The organism is Modestobacter sp. SYSU DS0290 (assembly GCF_054050955.1).
Genome location: NZ_JBJHAI010000014.1, coordinates 44247 through 60212 on the forward strand (window position 1 = coordinate 44247; position 15966 = coordinate 60212).

Here is a 15966-nt window from a genome sequence, read left to right on the forward strand (position 1 = left end):
CAACACAGTGAGGAGCGAACGGTGGACGGGTTCCGATTCCGCGGGCAGGTGACCCTCGACGGGCCGTCGGGCACCGGGAAGTCCAGCGTCGCCCGGGCGGTCGCGACCCGGCTGGGCGCCGCCTACCTGGACACCGGCGCGATGTACCGCGCGGCCACGGTCGCCGTGCTGGACGCCGGAGTCGACCTGGACGACGCCGACGGCATCGCCCGCGCCGTCGCGGCCGCCGACATCCGGATCGGGACGTCGGCGGGGTCGGAGCTGGTCCAGGTGGACGGCGTCGACGTGGCCGAGCGCATCCGCGGCGCCGAGGTGACCCGGGCGGTGTCGCCGGTCTCCGCCGTCCCCGCGGTGCGGCGGCTGCTCGTGGACCGCCAGCGCGAGCTCGCCGCCGCGGCCGACGCCGTGGTGGTCGAGGGCCGGGACATCGGCACCGTCGTGCTGCCCGCGGCCACCTGCAAGATCTACCTGACCGCGGCACCGGAGGTGCGCGCCGAGCGCCGGGCGGGGCAGCTCGGCGTGCACGACCCCGCCCGCATCGCCCAGATCGCGGCGGACCTCCGGCGCCGGGACGAGTACGACAGCAGCCGGGCCGACAGCCCGCTGCGCCCGGCCGAGGACGCGATCGTCGTCGACAGCACCGGGCTGGACCGCGAGGCCGTCGTCGAGCGCGTGCTCGACCTGGCCAGCACAGCAGTGGGAGACCCCGCATGAGCACCACCGACCCCGACCTGCCCACCGAGGAGCACACCGGGCCGCTGCCCGTGGTGGCCGTCGTCGGCCGCCCCAACGTGGGCAAGTCCACGCTGGTGAACCGCTTCCTGGGCCGCCGCGCTGCCGTGGTGCAGGACGTCCCCGGTGTCACCCGCGACCGCATCTCCTACCAGGCGCTGTGGAACGGCCGGTCGTTCATGGTCATGGACACCGGCGGCTGGGAGCCGAAGGCCAGCGGCATGGCCGCCTCCATCGCCCGGCAGGCCGAGTACGCGATGAAGACCGCCGACGTGATCGTGCTGGTCGTCGACTCCTCCGTCGGCGTCACCGACACCGACCTCGCCGCGGCACGGGTGCTCCGGCGCAGCGACCGGCCGGTGATCCTGGTGGCCAACAAGGTCGACGACGAGCGCGGTGAGGCCAACGCCGCCGAGCTGTGGTCGCTGGGCCTGGGCGAGCCGTTCTCGGTGAGCGCCCTGCACGGCCGGGGGAGTGGTGACCTGCTCGACCTGGTCCTGGATGCGCTCCCGGATGCCCCGCGCGAGCAGGAGGAGGCCGGCGGCCCGCGGCGCGTCGCGCTCGTCGGCCGGCCGAACGTCGGCAAGTCCAGCCTGATCAACCGGCTGTCCAAGGAGGAACGCTCCGTCGTCGACTCCGTCGCCGGCACCACCGTCGACCCGGTGGACTCCATCGTCACCCTGGGCGGGGAGGAGTGGCGCTTCGTCGACACCGCCGGGCTGCGCCGCCGGGTCAACACCGCCAGCGGGACGGAGTACTACGCCAGCCTGCGCACCGAGGCGGCGATCGAGGCCGCCGAGGTCGCCGTCGTCCTGCTGGCAGCCGACGAGGTGATCAGCGAGCAGGACCAGCGGGTGATCACCCAGGTGATCGAGGCCGGCCGGGCACTGGTGATCGCCTTCAACAAGTGGGACACCCTCGACGAGGACCGGCACGCCCAGCTGGAGCGGGAGATCGACCGCGACCTGGCCCGGGTCCAGTGGGCCAGCCGGGTCAACATCTCCGCGGTGACCGGCCGGGGCGTGAACAAGCTGGCCGGCCACCTGAAGACCGCGCTCGCCGGCTGGGAGACCCGGGTGCCCACGGCTGAGCTGAACACCTTCATCCGGGCGCTGGTGCAGGAGACCCCGCCGCCGGCCCGCGGCGGCCGGGCCCCGAAGATCAAGTACGTCACCCAGGCCGACATCCGGCCGCCCCGGTTCGTGGTCTTCTCCACGGGTTTCCTGGAGCCGGGCTACCGGCGTTTCCTGGAGCGGAGGCTGCGCGAGCAGTTCGGCTTCCACGGCACGCCGATCGACGTGTCGGTCAAGGTGCGCGAGAGCAAGGCGCGAGACCGGAAGGGCTGACCCGGCCCGCAGGCCGGGGGAGCGGGTGCGGTAACCTTCTCCGGCAGCGATCGGGGGGCGGCCGGAGCGATCCGGGAGCACTCGACGCTCGGGCTGTAGCGCAGCTTGGTAGCGCACTTGACTGGGGGTCAAGGGGTCGCAGGTTCAAATCCTGTCAGCCCGACAGTACGAAAGTGCAGGTCAGGGGCCGTTTCCGCGGGTTGGGAAGCGGCCCCTTTCGCTTTTCCGGTGCCCATGTGGGCGCATGGTGGGCGCATCCGGTCACGCGGTCGCACGTGGGTGCACCGCGGCCCCCATTCCATCGGCTGCCTGGCGGCCGACCCCGGGCAGCAGATGCGTCACCACCTACTGAGCTCATCGGTCCGAGATCGGTCGGGTACCGGTCAGCCTCCGTCCAGCCGGCGCGCGAGGGGAAGCGGCGACGTGGCAGCCTGCAGGTCGTGAGCTTCAGGAGCAACCTGCGGGAGCGGGCGCGGCGGAAGGTGTTCGGCGAGGGGCACGTCGACGAGCTGGCCGCTGCCTACGGCCTTGTCGGTGACGACGTTGCTCTGGCTGAGCACTTCAACCGTTCGTTCGAGACCCCTTGGCGGGTGGACGGTCGCCTGCGATGGGACCGGGCGACCGAGCCGTGGCACTGGACCGAACGCGGGAACCGGCTGGCCCGCTACTACGCCGAGCGCTTCTGCGGCTTCCATGTGGGCCGCTACTCCTACGGCTTAGAGCAGTGGTTCCAGCACCCCCGGCCACACCTCTCGTCTGTGGGAGCCTTCACGTCCATCGGACTGCACGTGCTCGTAGCCGGCTTCAACCATCCGCTGGACCGCGTGACCACCAGCCCCATCACGTACCTGCCGTCGCGGGGTTTCGTGGGGGAGAGCGGTGAGGCCGCGATGATGCAGGCCCCCAACAACCTGCCCGTCTCGATCGGCAACGATGTGTGGATCGGCAACCGGGTGACCATCATGCGAGGGGTCACCATCGGCGACGGCGCTGTCCTGGCGGCCGGCGCTGTGGTCGTCCGGGACGTGCCGCCCTATGCCATCGTCGGTGGCGTGCCGGCGAAGTTGATCCGCTGGCGGTTCGACGAACCCACACGGGAGGCGCTGCTGGCTTCGCGATGGTGGGACTGGCCCGACGAGGTCATCCGCGAGCGGATCGGGCAGTTCACCGATCCGGCAGCTTTCGCCGCTAGGTGGGGGACGCGCACCGACGGGTGATCCAGAACGCGTCCTCGGTGCCACCGGCCCGGAAGCGGTCGGGTAGCGGTCGGTCCGCCGACGGGCGGTTGTGGGCCGCTGTTCTGACACCGAGTCCTGGTTGCGCAGAGCGAGGGTGGCGGTTTCCGCCAGTGGTTGTCCGGGCCTGGGTCGCCGCCGATCTCGGACCACTCCACGCACAGGCCCACCCTGTGGTTCCCTGAACTCAGACCTGGCCGGTTGACAGTGCGCGAGCGACGTCGGCTCGGACGTGGCTTCCAACGATCCGCAGCGCCGCCGGTCGCAACCTCGAGAACGGCGCGCCAGACGTCTCACGGGTCGCGGAGTGGACAGGCATCGCGGAGGGCCACAAGGATCCGCTGGTGCTGCGAGCAGGAACGCCGGTCGGCAAGGTCCAGGCTCTCTACCGGTATCCGGTCAAGTCGACCGCGGGCCAGGCGCTGTCGAGCGCTGTGGTGACGACACGTGGGTTGCGGCACGATCGCGGATGGGCGGCCTACACCGATGACGGGGGCGTTGCGAGCGGGAAGCGGACTCGCCGGTTCCGACCTGTGGTCGGTCTGATGGCGTGGGCGTCGCTCGCTGAGGATGACGGCGGAGTTCCAGTGCTGGTCAGCCCGGACGGCGCCCGACACCCAGTCGATGACCCCGCGGCCTCTGCAGCACTCAGTGCAGCTTTCGGACAGCGGTTGATGCTGCGGCCCGAGGGCACGGTTCCGCACCACGACGAGTCACCGATCCACCTGCTGACGAGCTCGTCCATCGCGGCGCTCGAAAGCCGGGTCGACGCTCCGGTCGACCATCGCCGGTTCCGCGCCAACATCATCATCGACACCGGGTCAGGGCCGGCATTCCTCGAGGACGACTGGTCCGGCGCGGAACTGGTGATCGGCGAAACGGTTCTCCAGCTCGGCCCGGCAATGCCCCGTTGCGTGATGGTCGACCAGGCGCAGGCAGAAGTCGGGGGCCAGCCCAAGGTCCTGCGGTCGCTCGGCGCCCACCACGACGCGGCGATGGGGCTCCAGGCGCTCGTGAGCCGCACCGGAACGCTCCACATCGGAGATGCAGTGGTGCTGCGCCGGCCCGCGCGCACGTGAGCGCTTCCTGCAGCCGGCGGCCGGCGTGACGTCAGTTGTCCGCCACGAACGGCACGCCGGCGGGGTGGTCGATCGTCGGATCCGGCACCGTCTCGACGCCGGCACACGCGGTGATCGACGCGGGCGACGCTGCGCCGCCGTCCCCTCCGGCCCCACGGAGACCAGCACGCGGTCGACCGGGACCGGCCCCCGGGGCAACGCCGACGTGGGTTCGTGGACAGTGGAGCGAGCCGACCTCGACCGGTCGGGGGCGTTCGGCGGGGCAGCGATGGGCGAGGGGGCAGGGATGGGCGAGCAAGCCGGCCGGGAGACCGCTGTCGAGGCGGGGGAGCGGCTGTACGCGGTGTGCGACCCGCTGGACTACGAGGCGTTGCTGACCGCGGAGGAGCGCGGGCAGCTGTGGCGGCTGCGCCGGTTCCTGGACGCCGAGGCGCGGCCGCTGCTGGCGGAGCACTGGGAGCGCGCGGAGTTCCCGGCCCGGCTCATCGCCCCGATGGCTGCGCTGGACCTGATCGCCCCACCCGCGCTCACCGCCGGGGGAGCGGCGCCGCGGTCGCTGTTCACCGGGTTCCGGAACTTCGAGCTGGCGCGCACCGACGCCTCCCTGGCCACGTTCTTCAACGGCCAGTCGGGGTTGTTCCGCACCACCATCGAGCGCGGGGGCAGCCCCGAGCAGGTCCGCCGGTGGCTGCCCCGGGTCGACTCCTTCGCCACGGTGGGCGCCTTCGCCCTCACCGAGCCCGACCACGGTTCCGACGTGGCCGGCGGGCTGGAGACGACCGCCCGGCGAGAGGGGGAGAGCTGGGTCCTCGACGGCCGCAAGCGCTGGATCGGCAGCGCCGTCCTCGCCGACGTGCTCGCCGTGGTGGCCCGGGACGTGGCCGACGGCCAGGTCAAGGCATTCCTCGTGCCGCGGGACGCGCCCGGGGTCGAGCTGGCCACGATCACCGGCAAGACGTCGCTGCGGATGGTGCAGAACTCCGACATCACCTTGCGCGCGGTGCGGGTGCCCGAGGAGGACCGGCTGTCCCGGATCACCTCCTTCCGCGACGTCGCCGACCTGCTGCGGTCCATGCGCTCGGGCGTCGCCTGGTTCGCCGCCGGTGTGCAGGCCGGGGCGTACGAGGCCGCGCTGCGGTACGCCGGCTCCCGGGTGCAGTTCGGCCGGCCGATCGCCGGGTTCCAGCTGGTGCAGGAGAAGCTCGCCACCATGCTGGGCAACCTCGTGGCCTCGCTGGGCATGGCGGTGCGCGTGGCCCAGCAGCAGGACGCCGGCGTCTACCGGGACCAGGACTCGGCGATGGCGAAGTCGTGGACGTCGGTGCGCATGCGGGAGACGGTGGCGCTGGCGCGCGAGGTGGTCGGCGGCAACGGTGTGCTGCTGAACCACGACGTCGCCCGGTTCTTCGCCGACGCCGAGGCCATCTACACCTACGAGGGCACCTACGACGTGAACACCCTCGTCGTCGGCCGCGCCCTCACCGGCCTCGGCGCCTTCACCTGACTGCTGCGCCGCCTGCTCGTTCTGCACCAGGCGGGTGGCGTCGTGATGACACGTGGCGGCCGCGCCGCTCAGGGGGCCGTGTAGGCGGACGGCCGCACCACCAGGGTGCCGCTGCCGGGGTCCACGGAGAAGAGCAGCGCACCGGACTCCCTGCTGCCCGGTGGCACGTAGTCGATCGTGGCGGTGGCCTGCTCGACCACCTCCCCGTGGCGGGACAGGACGCCGGTCACCTGCACCTGCCCGGCGGTCGACCCGCCGTCGTTGCGGATCTCGAAGGGCACCGTCCAGCCGCCCGGGACCTGCTCGGCCGCCGAGGCGGTGACCGACAGCCGGGGACCGCCGTCCCGGACGACGACGGCCTGGTGGACGAGGAATCCGGACACCAGCAGCACGACGAGCGCGCCGAGCCAGCCCAGCGCGTACTCGCCCCGGCTGGTCCCACCCTCGGCGTCCATCCCGGGCTCGCGGTCGTCGGTCACCATCCCCTCCTCACAGGATCAGCCGGGCGGCCGCTGCACCCAGGCTGGCCGGCAGTGCGAGGACCACGGCCTGGGTCACCGCCGTCACCGGCCCGACGCCGTCGAAGCGGCCGAAGGTCCACAGCAGGTACGCCGACAACGTCAGCGCGATCACGTATCCGACGACGGTGAGGGTCAGGAACGAGCGCAGCAGCCCGCCGACCGCCTCTTCCTGCCCGCGGAACCCGACCCAGTACACGAAGCCGTGCATCAGCAGCAGGCACAGCAGGACGAGGGCGACCGGGTGCCAGGGGCCGATCTTCGCCGCCAGCAGCACCACCTCCTCGGTGGGGGCGATGTTCGCGGCGAAGACCACCGCACCGGCCGCCATGAGCAGCAGCTCCCCGCCGTAGGTCGTGGTCGGCCGGCGCCGGCCGCCCAGGCCCAGTTGGCTGCGGGCGAAGGAGGCGCCGACGGCAGCCGGCAGCATCTCGATGGCGATCACCGACAGCGCGTCCCGCCAGCCGCGCAGCGGCTCGATCACGGCGAGCACGCCGAGGACGAGTGCGGCCGCGATCGCGGCCATCACGAAGGCGACCCCCGCGTCGGCCAGCGACCCGCGCCAGCCGACGCCCGGTGACCCGGCTCCGAAGTGCTGGGACAGGAAGACGACGAGCAGGACGGTGGCTGCCAGGAGCAGGGCGAGGCGGTACCGGGGGATGGTCACCCCCAGCCGCCAGATCTCCATCGTCATCAGCAGCGGCAGGGCGAACAGCAGCGCACCACCGAACGCCCGGCCGCTGCTCTGGGCGAGCTGGTGCGCGCCGGACACCCGCGGCTCCACCGGCTCAGGCGCCGTCGGCAGGCGGGGCGCTGCGCGCCGGGAGCCGGCCGACCGCGGCGTGGCCAGTGGTGATCACGGTCCCCGCCCTACCCGCCCCGGCACGGCTGACCCCTGGATGCCCGTCCGGCAGCGCCCACCGCGGTGGGGCGGAGCCCCGAGACGTAGGCCCGAGGCGCAGGCCCGGGGCGCGGCCGGGCCGGTCGTGGCCGGGAGCGTCGCCGAGGGGCACTAGCCTGATCCCCGACGTGGAGGGGGAGCGGCGATGACGACGGCGGACGACCAGGCGGCCGAGGTCCCGGCGGGGCCGGCGGCGGTGGCCGGTCCGGCTGGGCAGTGGGACCGCGACCAGCTCGGCGACCGGGTGTTCACGCTGCCCAACGCGCTGTCGGTGCTGCGGCTGCTGGGTGTCCCGCTGTTCCTCTGGCTGCTGCTGGGCCCCGAGGCCGACGGCTGGGCGGTGCTCGTGCTGATGGTCGCCGGGTTCACCGACTGGGCCGACGGGAAGCTGGCCCGGGGGCTGGGGCAGGCCAGCCGGCTGGGAGCGCTGCTCGACCCGGCCGCGGACCGGCTCTACATCGTCGCCACCCTGGTGGCCTTCGCGCTGCGCGACGTCGTCCCGCTGTGGGTGGTCCTCGTGCTGCTGGGCCGGGAGCTGGTGCTCGGGGTGACCCTGCTGGTCCTGCGCCGGGCCGGATGGCCGCCGCTGCAGGTGCACTACCTCGGCAAGGCCGCCACCTTCCTGCTGCTGTACGCCTTCCCGCTGCTGCTGCTGGCCGACAGCGAGGGCACGCTGGCCTCGGTGGCCCGTCCGGTCGCCTACGCGCTCACCGTCTGGGGGGGTGCCCTCTACGTGCTGGCCGGTGCGTTCTACGTCGTGCAGGCCGTGGGCCTGCTGCGTGGCGACCGGCGCGCCGGGGCCCGGGGATGAGCGCTCCGCCGCGCGGGCCGCGGTCGCTGGGGTCCTCGCTGCTGGACCAGGTACTCGCCGAGACGCTCGACCCCTCCTACGCCGAGGCCGCCGCCGCGCGTGCGGCCCGGGAGGAGTCCCGCCCGCGCGCGGAGGGGTCCTGGCTGCGCCGCCGGCGGGGGCAGGTGCTCGTCGCCGCCACCCTGGCCGTGGCCGGCTTCCTCGCCGCGGTGACCTACCGGGAGGCGGCGTCCGGCGCCCAGGGGCGCGAGGTGGTGCGGGAGGCGCTGCGGGAGGACATCCTCCAGTCCTCGGACACCACCGACGAGCTGGCCGCCCAGCTGGAGACGCTGACCGCCGAGGTCACCGCCGCCCGCGAGGACGCACTGGCGGCCAGCGTGGTCGGCCAGCGCGCGCTGGACCGGCTCGCGGTGGCCGAGCAGCAGGCGGGGACCGTACCGGTCGAGGGCCCCGGGGTCGTGGTGACCCTGGGCAACGCACCACCGCCGTCGGACAGCGACCCGGTGGGCGGGTCCGCCGCGGTGGGCCTCGGCGGCATCGTCCAGGACCGCGACCTGCAGCTGCTGGTGAACGCGCTGTGGTCGGTGGGCGCGGAGGCGGTCAGCATCAACGGGCAGCGGCTCGGCCCGACGTCGGCGATCCGGCAGGCCGGCGACGCCATCCTGGTCGACTTCCGCCCGGTGGCCAGCCCGTACGAGGTCTCCGCGATCGGCGACCCGGAGACGCTGACCCGCGACCTGCTCAACACCCCGGAGGCGAAGGCGCTGGGCCAGCTGACCGTTGACTACGGTGTCGTCTTCCAGTACATGCGCGAGGACTCCCTCGAGCTGCCGGCCGGCTCCGTCGCCGAGCTGGTGCACGCCATGCTGCTCGACCCCACCACCGGCTCGGGCTCGTCCGCGCCCTCGACCGCCACCGACGGAGGCTGACGCGTGATCCCGATCATCGGACTGGCGATCGGTGTGGTGCTGGGGCTGGTGCTCGACCCGAGCGTCCCGCTCTGGCTGCAGCCCTACCTGCCGATCGCCGTCGTCGCCGCGCTGGACGCGGTCTTCGGTGGGGTGCGCGCCCGCTTCGACGGCATCTTCGACGCGAAGGTCTTCGTCGTCTCCTTCGTCTCCAACGTCGTCGTCGCCGCGCTCATCGTGTTCCTCGGTGACCAGCTCGGGGTGGGGGCGCAGCTGTCCACCGCGGTGGTCGTCGTCCTGGGCATCCGCATCTTCGGCAACGCGGCGGCGATCCGCCGGCACCTGTTCCGGGCATGACCGACGAGCGGCCGGACGGGGAGGACCCGGCCCGGCGGGACGGCCCCGGCGGCGGCGCGACCCCGGACCCGACCTCGGACCCGACCTCGGGCACCGACCGGCGGCCGGGAGCCACGCCGCTGCCGGCGCCCTGGCGCGGGAAGGTGGTCCGCGGGCGTCGCGGCCTGGTCGCCGCGGCGCTGATCAGCGTGCTCACCCTGCTGCTGGGCTTCGCGTTCGCGGTGCAGGTCCGCAGCGCCGACACGGCGGCCGCGCTGGCCGGGCAGCGGGAAGAGGACCTGGTGCGGATCCTCGACGACCTCACCGCCCGCGAGGAACGGCTGCGCCAGCAGCTCGAGGACCAGCGGACCGCCCAGGAGCAGCTGGGGAACGCCGACAGCGCCTCGGCGGCCGCCCTGGCCGAGGCGCGCGAGCGGTCCCGGACCCTGGCGCTGCTCAACGGCACGGTCGCGGCCCAGGGCCCGGGGCTGGAGATGACCGTCTCCGACCCCGGCGGCCGGCTCGCGTCCTCGGAGCTGATCAACGCGGTCCACGAGCTGCGCGCCGCCGGCGCCGAAACCATGCAGGTCGACGACGTCCGGATCGGGGCGGACAGCGAGGTCACCGGTGACCCGGGCGAGCTCTCCATCGACGGCACCCCGGTGACCTCGCCCTACACCGTGCGGGTCATCGGCCCGCCGCAGTCGATGCAGACCGCGATGAACATCCCCAACGGGGTCGTCGACCGGATGACGCGGCGGCTGGCCACCGTGGAGATCCGGCAGTCGGACCGGATCGTGGTCGACGCGCTGCGGCCGGTGGTCACCCCCCGGTACGCCGAGCCCTCCGACGCGGACTGACCCGCGCGCCCCTCCCGTCCCGCCACTGCCGGACACGATCACTATCATCACCGCAGAGGTCCGACGCTCCACCGCGAGCGGCCGGACTCTCACCCTGTACGTGCGGTTGACCCCCCGGTCAGCCGCTGGTTCCATGACCCCCGGCCCGACCGCGACCCCGCGGTGGCCGACCAGCGACGGGCCGTCCGGCTCGTCGTCCGCCGGCCGACCGCGGCCCTCCAGGCCGCGGCGGTGCCGCCTGCACCGGAGGAGACCGACGTGCTCTGCACTCGATGTGGCCACCAGAACCCCGAGGGCAGCCGCTTCTGCGCCCAGTGCGGGGCGGCGCTGAGCCAGGAGCGTGTCGGCGAGTCGACCAGCATCATCCCCAAGGTCGGCGGTGAGGACTCCGGGGAGCAGGTCGAGGCGGTCGACACCACCGCGGACGCCCACGCCGGCGCGGTCGAGTCGCTGCCGGCGGGGTCGGCCCTGCTGGTGGTCAAGCGGGGGCCGAACGCCGGCAGCCGCTTCCTCCTCGACCAGGAGGTCACCACGGCCGGGCGCCACCCGGACTCGGACATCTTCCTCGACGACGTGACCGTCAGCCGGCGGCACGTGGAGTTCCACCGCGAGGGCGGCGGCTTCACCGTGCACGACGTCGGCAGCCTGAACGGCACCTACGTCAACCGCGAGCCGGTCGACGTCGCCTCCCTCGCCGGTGGCGACGAGGTCCAGATCGGCAAGTTCCGGCTGGTCTACCTGACCGGTCCGCGCACCGGCGAGACCGCCGGCGCCTGACCTGTCGGTCGTCGTCCGGTGCCCTCCGGCGCCGGGCGACGGCTGATCGCCACGGACGAGGGAACGAGGGGCGGGTCGGGACGATGAGCGCGGTGCCCCGGCGGGACACCGGGGGCAACGGTGCCCTGCTGACGATCGGGGAGGTGCTCGCCGCGCTGCGCGGCGACTTCCCGGACGTCACGATCAGCAAGATCCGGTACCTCGAGTCCGAGCAGCTGGTGCACCCGCAGCGCACCCCGTCGGGCTACCGGAAGTTCTCCGCCGCGGACGTGGCCCGGCTGCGCTACGTGCTCGCTGCCCAGCGCGACCAGTACCTGCCGCTGCGGGTGATCAAGGAGCACCTGGAGGCGCTGGACCGGGGCGAGCCGCTGCCCGGGCACCCCGAGGCCGGCAGCTCCACCACCGACGAGCAGCTCGCGGCCGCCGGGCCGATGCCGCCGGCCGAGTTCGCCGAGGCCGCCGGAGTGGACGAGCAGCAGCTCGCCGACTACGTGCAGTTCGGGCTGGTCAGCACCGACCGGCGTGGCCGGCTGCAGGCCGTCGACCTGCCGGTCGTGCGCGCCGCCGCCGCGCTGGCCCGGCACGGCCTGGAGGCCCGCCACCTGCGCGCCTGGCGCACCGGGGCCGACCGGGAGGCGGCCACGCTGGAGCAGCTCGTCGCGCCGGTGCTGCGCGCCCGCTCCGACGAGGCCCGCAGCCGCGCCGCCGAGCAGGTGCAGGAGCTCGCCGGGCTCTCCGCCCAGCTGCACACCGCCCTGCTCGAGGCCCGGCTGCGTGCCGTCCTCGGCGGCTGAGCGATCGGATGCCCTGGCGTACCGTTGCACGTGGCGGAGCGCCGCGGACACCGGCCCGGGCGGGTCGTCGTCGGTGCGGTCCGGGAGGGTCAGCGGAGCGGGAGGGGAGCCAGCCGTGCAGGAGCTCAGAGTCGTCGGCGTCCGGGTCGAACTGCCCGGCAACCAGCCGATCCTGCTGCTGAAGGAGACCTCGGGGGAGCGCTACCTCCCGATCTGGATCGGCGCGGTCGAGGCCGCCGCGATCGCCTACGAGCAGCAGGGCGTGCGCCCGGCCCGGCCGATGACGCACGACCTGCTCAAGGACGTCGTCGCCGCACTGGGGGCCGCCGTCGAGGCGGTGCACATCACCGAGATGCGCGACGGGATCTACATCGCCGAGCTGCAGCTGGGGGAGGGGCGGACCGTCAGCGCCCGGCCGTCCGACGCCGTCGCCCTGGCCGTCCGCACCGGGGCGCCGATCTTCGGGGCCGAGACCCTGCTCGACGAGGTCGGCATCGAGATCCCCGACGAGCAGGAGGACGAGGTGGAGAAGTTCCGCGAGTTCCTCGACAACATCAGCCCCGAGGACTTCGGCGCCGGGTCCGGCTCCGGCGGGGGCCCCGCCTGAGACGGTGCCGCCTGAGGCGGTCCCGTTCGCGCGTGGGACTGCCGAGGACGGTGGGGGCCACCCCTCCGGGTGAGCGGGGCGACACGCCGCCCCCCGCGGTTGACCGGTGTCCTGCCCCGGCCTACCGTCAGTCCAAATCACCCAGCTGTGACTCCACGGTCGCGCCCGGGTGGCCGTCCCGGCACGAGCGGGCGACGGCCCTCGTGCTGGGTGCTGATCTGGAGGAGGCGCTGACGTGAGCGACCTGGACAACGGTTCCGGCCGCCGGCCGTTCAGCGGGGGTCAGCAGGGCCAGCTCTTCAGCGACTCCGCGGTCGGCGCACCCGCCTACGACGAGGTCGACACCGACGAGGTCGGCTACCGCGGCCCGACCGCGTGTGCCGCCGCCGGGATCACCTACCGCCAGCTCGACTACTGGGCCCGCACCGGCCTGGTCGCCCCCTCGGTGCGCACCGCCACCGGGTCGGGCACCCAGCGGCTGTACTCCTTCCGCGACATCCTCGTGCTCAAGGTGGTCAAGCGGCTGCTGGACACCGGCGTCTCGCTGCAGAACATCCGCAAGGCCGTCGACCACCTGCGCACCCGCGGGGTCAAGGACCTCGCCAACATCACGCTCCTCTCCGACGGCGCGACCGTGTACGAGTGCACCTCGGCCGAGGAGGTCGTCGACCTGCTCGCCGGCGGGCAGGGCGTGTTCGGCATCGCCGTCTCCGGGGCGCTGCGTGAGCTCTCCGGCGAGCTGGCCGAACTGCCGGCCGAGCGGCTCGACGGCAACGGCCAGCAGGTGGACGACGAGCTCTCCGCCCGCCGCCGGCGCCGCGCCGCCTCCGCCTGAGCACGGCCGCAGCCGCAGTGCTGCGGGAACGGGTGGACCACCTCCGCAGGTGACCGGCGCCTAGATCTTGCGCAGCAGCACCCTGCGCACCGAGTGGTCGGCCGACTTCTGCAGCACCAGCCGGGCCCGTGAGCGGGTCGGGGCGATGTTCAGCCGCAGGTTCGGCTCGTTGACCGCCGCCCAGATGCCGCGGGCGGTGGTCCGGGCCTCGTCGTCGGTGAGCTCGGCGAAGCGGTGGAAGTAGGCGGCGCTGTCGGCGAAGGCGGTGCGCCGCAGCGCCAGGAACCGCTCGACGTACCACTGCTGGATGTCCGCCTCGGTGGCGTCGACGTAGACCGAGAAGTCGAAGAAGTCCGACAGGAAGACCTCCGGCACCCGCCCGTCGCCCCGGCCACCGCGGGCCTGCAGCACGTTGAGGCCCTCCAGCACCAGGACGTCGGGGCGGTCGACCACCTGCCGGCTGCCGGGGACGATGTCGTAGGCGTGGTGGGAGTACGTCGGCGCGCTCACCGCCGGCTTGCCGGACTTCACGTCGGCCAGGAACCGCAGCAGCGCCCGCCGGTCGTAGCTCTCCGGGAAGCCCTTGCGCCCCAGCAGCCCGCGGGCCTCGAGCTCGGCGTTGGGCAGCAGGAACCCGTCGGTGGTCACCAGGTCGACCCGCGGGGTGTCCGGGGCGGCGGCGAGCAGCGCCTGCAGCAGCCGGGCGGTGGTGCTCTTCCCGACGGCGACGCTCCCGGCCACCGCGATCACGAACGGCACCTTCTCCGTGGGCGTGCCGAGGAACTCGGTCTGCGCGGCCCAGAGCCGGCGGCTGGCGGTCACGTGCAGGTGCAGCAGCCGGGCCAGCGGGAGGTAGACCGTGGCCACCTCGTCGCGGTCGATGCGGTCCCCGAGCGTGGCCAGGGAGCGTACGTCGGCGTCGTCGAGCGGCAGCTCGCCGCCGGCCGCCAGCGCCCGCCAGGAGTCGCGGTCGAAGGCGGTGAAGGGCGAGACCTGGGCTCGCGTTCCGGCCGTCACGCCGCCCATCGTGCCGTCCGGCCCGGCCCGGCCCCCCGACGGGGTGGTCCGTGCCGCCTGCGCGCCCACCCGGGGCAGCGGGGCGTCTAGGGTCCACGACGTGTCGTCCACCGGGCTCCTCGACCGGATCGAGCGCTACTTCACCCTCGCGCCGGAGGCTGACGGCCTGACGCGCATCGAGTCCGTCGGCGGGCTCGTCGTGCCGATCGGGTCGCCGGAGTGGCCCTACCCGGCCCGGCCGCGGCCGGGGCAGGAGGACGCCGTGGCCGTGGCGGACGTGCGTGCTGCGGTGGAGCTGCAGGAGTCGGCGGGGCTGCCGGCGTCGGTCGAGTGGCTGGGCGACCGCTGCCGCGGTCTGGCCGGCGTCGCCCGCGCGGCCGGGCTGCACGTCGAGGAGCTGCCGCTGCTCGTCGTCGACGACCCGGTGGAGATCCTGCTGCCGGACGAGGTCCGGCTGTACCTCGTCGGGGCCGACGACCCGCAGCTCGGGCTCTACCAGCGGCTGGCCGCCCTCGCCTTCGCCACGCCGGCGGCCCGGCCGGACGTCGGCGACCACCCTCCGGGCGTCCCCGAGGTGGCCGCGGCCGATCCCGGCCCGGCGGAGCTCCCGCCGACGGAGCTGCTGCGCGAGCGGGTGGCCTCCGGCCGCACCGTGATGATGGTCGCCGTCGACGACGGCGAACCGGTGGCCATCGGCTCCCACCAGCCGGTCGACGTCGACGGCACCGAGGTCAGCGAGGTGGTCGGGGTGGCGACACTGCCGCGCTTCCGCGGCCGTGGCCTCGGCGCCGGGCTCACCTCGGCGCTGGTCGACCACGCCCGGCAGACCGCCGACCTGGTGTTCCTCTCCGCCGGGGACGACGACGTCGCCCGGGTGTACGAGCGGGCCGGCTTCGCCCGGGTGGGCACCACCTGCGTGGCGGAGCGGCCGTCCCGCTGAGCCCGCCGACGGGCGACCCCAGCGGGACGGCGCCGGTCACTCGACGTCGTAGGTGGCGACGATCTCGCCGCGGGCGAGGGTGTGGCTGAACAGGGTGAAGCCGAGGAACGCCGGGGTCGCGTCGGCCGGGACGCCGAGGTCGTCGGTGTCCAGCGCGTGCACCACGACGTGGTAGTGGTGCGTGCCGTGTCCGGCCGGCGGGGCGGCGCCGACGAACCGGGCGAGGCCGGCGTCGTTGCGCAGCTGCACGGCGCCCTCGGGCAGCCCGGAGCCGGCGTCGTCGCCGGCTCCGCGGGGCAGCTCGGTGACCGAGGCGGGGATGCCGAACACCGCCCAGTGCCAGAAGCCGCTGCCGGTCGGGGCGTCGGGGTCCAAGACGGTCACCGCGAAGCCCCGGGTCCCGGCGGGGAAGCCCGACCAGGACAGCTGGGGGGAGACGTCCTCGCCGCCGGCGCCCATCAGCCCGCTGACGTGCGGCTGGCCCAGCCGCTCGCCGTGGGCGACGTCGGTGCTGGTGACGGTGAACGAGGGCACCTGGGGGAGGAAGTCGTAGGGGCTCGGAGGCGACGGGCGGTCGGCCATGCGGTCTCTCCTGGGCTGGTAGCTGCCCGGCCGGGTGCCGGGGGAGCAGCGGGTGCCGCGCCGGGACCGACCCTAGGCAGCCCGGCGGAGACCCTGCTCGCCGACTGCGCCCGCGCGCGTTCCACGCCCGTTATCCCCAACAGGCCTGCGCCGATGGCCGGTGGTCACCCGGAGCGGCGCCCTG

Annotated in this window: 18 protein-coding genes and 1 tRNA gene; 15 read left to right on the forward strand and 4 right to left on the reverse strand. The window is 74.0% G+C overall.

Annotated features, from left to right (window positions below; translation table 11 throughout):
* Window positions 1-21: 21 nt before the first annotated feature.
* From cmk to ACI795_RS12845, 6 genes are all read left to right on the forward strand, one after another.
* Window positions 22-714, forward strand: a complete 693-nt coding sequence (cmk, locus tag ACI795_RS12820) for a (d)CMP kinase (protein ID WP_457075905.1) — start codon at window positions 22-24, stop codon at window positions 712-714.
* Window positions 711-2078, forward strand: coding sequence for a ribosome biogenesis GTPase Der (gene der / locus ACI795_RS12825; RefSeq protein ID WP_457075906.1), 1368 nt, complete (start codon window positions 711-713; stop codon window positions 2076-2078). The genes cmk and der overlap by 4 nt, the downstream gene beginning before the upstream one ends.
* Before the next feature lie 89 nt (window positions 2079-2167).
* Window positions 2168-2241, forward strand: a tRNA-Pro gene (locus tag ACI795_RS12830).
* Window positions 2242-2518: 277 nt separating this feature from the next.
* The gene (locus tag ACI795_RS12835; RefSeq protein WP_457075907.1) at window positions 2519-3295 is read left to right on the forward strand and encodes a CatB-related O-acetyltransferase; all 777 of its coding nucleotides are present in this window, start codon (window positions 2519-2521) and stop codon (window positions 3293-3295) included.
* Between the two features lie 362 nt (window positions 3296-3657).
* On the forward strand, window positions 3658-4392 hold the full coding sequence (locus ACI795_RS12840) for an MOSC domain-containing protein (RefSeq protein ID WP_457075908.1): 735 nt from the start codon (window positions 3658-3660) through the stop codon (window positions 4390-4392).
* 286 nt (window positions 4393-4678) lie between these two features.
* Complete coding sequence (locus ACI795_RS12845) at window positions 4679-5896, forward strand: acyl-CoA dehydrogenase family protein (protein ID WP_457075909.1); 1218 nt, start codon at window positions 4679-4681, stop codon at window positions 5894-5896.
* Window positions 5897-5964: 68 nt separating this feature from the next.
* On the opposite strand, the gene ACI795_RS12850 is transcribed toward ACI795_RS12845, so the two are convergent.
* Entirely contained in the window at window positions 5965-6375 is a 411-nt protein-coding gene (locus ACI795_RS12850) for a hypothetical protein (protein WP_457075910.1), read from the reverse strand.
* Between the two features lie 10 nt (window positions 6376-6385).
* On the reverse strand, window positions 6386-7186 hold the full coding sequence (locus ACI795_RS12855) for a TIGR02587 family membrane protein (RefSeq protein WP_457075911.1): 801 nt from the start codon (window positions 7184-7186) through the stop codon (window positions 6386-6388).
* A 274-nt stretch (window positions 7187-7460) separates the two neighbouring features.
* Here ACI795_RS12855 and ACI795_RS12860 point away from each other — a divergent pair, with 274 nt between their 5' ends.
* From ACI795_RS12860 to ACI795_RS12895, 8 genes are all read left to right on the forward strand, one after another.
* Window positions 7461-8126, forward strand: a complete 666-nt coding sequence (locus ACI795_RS12860; protein ID WP_457075912.1) for a CDP-alcohol phosphatidyltransferase family protein — start codon at window positions 7461-7463, stop codon at window positions 8124-8126.
* Window positions 8123-9055, forward strand: a complete 933-nt coding sequence (locus tag ACI795_RS12865) for a DUF881 domain-containing protein (RefSeq protein ID WP_457075913.1) — start codon at window positions 8123-8125, stop codon at window positions 9053-9055. Before ACI795_RS12860 ends, ACI795_RS12865 begins: the two co-directional genes overlap by 4 nt.
* 3 nt (window positions 9056-9058) lie before the next feature.
* A complete protein-coding gene (locus ACI795_RS12870; RefSeq protein WP_457069902.1) occupies window positions 9059-9391 on the forward strand; it encodes a small basic family protein in 333 nt (110 codons plus the stop codon).
* Complete coding sequence (locus ACI795_RS12875) at window positions 9388-10230, forward strand: DUF881 domain-containing protein (protein ID WP_457075914.1); 843 nt, start codon at window positions 9388-9390, stop codon at window positions 10228-10230. Before ACI795_RS12870 ends, ACI795_RS12875 begins: the two co-directional genes overlap by 4 nt.
* Before the next feature lie 162 nt (window positions 10231-10392).
* A complete protein-coding gene (gene odhI / locus ACI795_RS12880) occupies window positions 10393-11007 on the forward strand; it encodes an oxoglutarate dehydrogenase inhibitor Odhl (RefSeq protein WP_457075915.1) in 615 nt (204 codons plus the stop codon).
* 83 nt (window positions 11008-11090) lie between these two features.
* Window positions 11091-11801, forward strand: a complete 711-nt coding sequence (ftsR, locus tag ACI795_RS12885; protein ID WP_457075916.1) for a transcriptional regulator FtsR — start codon at window positions 11091-11093, stop codon at window positions 11799-11801.
* 115 nt (window positions 11802-11916) lie between these two features.
* Window positions 11917-12408: a bifunctional nuclease family protein gene (locus ACI795_RS12890; RefSeq protein ID WP_457075917.1), complete on the forward strand. Its 492-nt coding sequence runs from the start codon at window positions 11917-11919 to the stop codon at window positions 12406-12408.
* 235 nt (window positions 12409-12643) lie between these two features.
* Complete coding sequence (locus tag ACI795_RS12895) at window positions 12644-13243, forward strand: MerR family transcriptional regulator (RefSeq protein ID WP_457075918.1); 600 nt, start codon at window positions 12644-12646, stop codon at window positions 13241-13243.
* A 60-nt stretch (window positions 13244-13303) separates the two neighbouring features.
* Here ACI795_RS12895 and coaA read toward each other — a convergent pair whose 3' ends face one another.
* Entirely contained in the window at window positions 13304-14269 is a 966-nt protein-coding gene (gene coaA, locus ACI795_RS12900; protein ID WP_457075969.1) for a type I pantothenate kinase, read from the reverse strand.
* A 91-nt stretch (window positions 14270-14360) separates the two neighbouring features.
* Here coaA and ACI795_RS12905 point away from each other — a divergent pair, with 91 nt between their 5' ends.
* Window positions 14361-15200 carry a GNAT family N-acetyltransferase gene (locus ACI795_RS12905; protein ID WP_457075919.1) on the forward strand — a complete coding sequence of 280 codons (840 nt, stop codon included), beginning with the start codon at window positions 14361-14363 and terminating at the stop codon, window positions 15198-15200.
* A gap of 36 nt (window positions 15201-15236) precedes the next feature.
* On the opposite strand, the gene ACI795_RS12910 is transcribed toward ACI795_RS12905, so the two are convergent.
* On the reverse strand, window positions 15237-15782 hold the full coding sequence (locus tag ACI795_RS12910; RefSeq protein ID WP_457075920.1) for a YbhB/YbcL family Raf kinase inhibitor-like protein: 546 nt from the start codon (window positions 15780-15782) through the stop codon (window positions 15237-15239).
* Window positions 15783-15966: the final 184 nt, after the last annotated feature.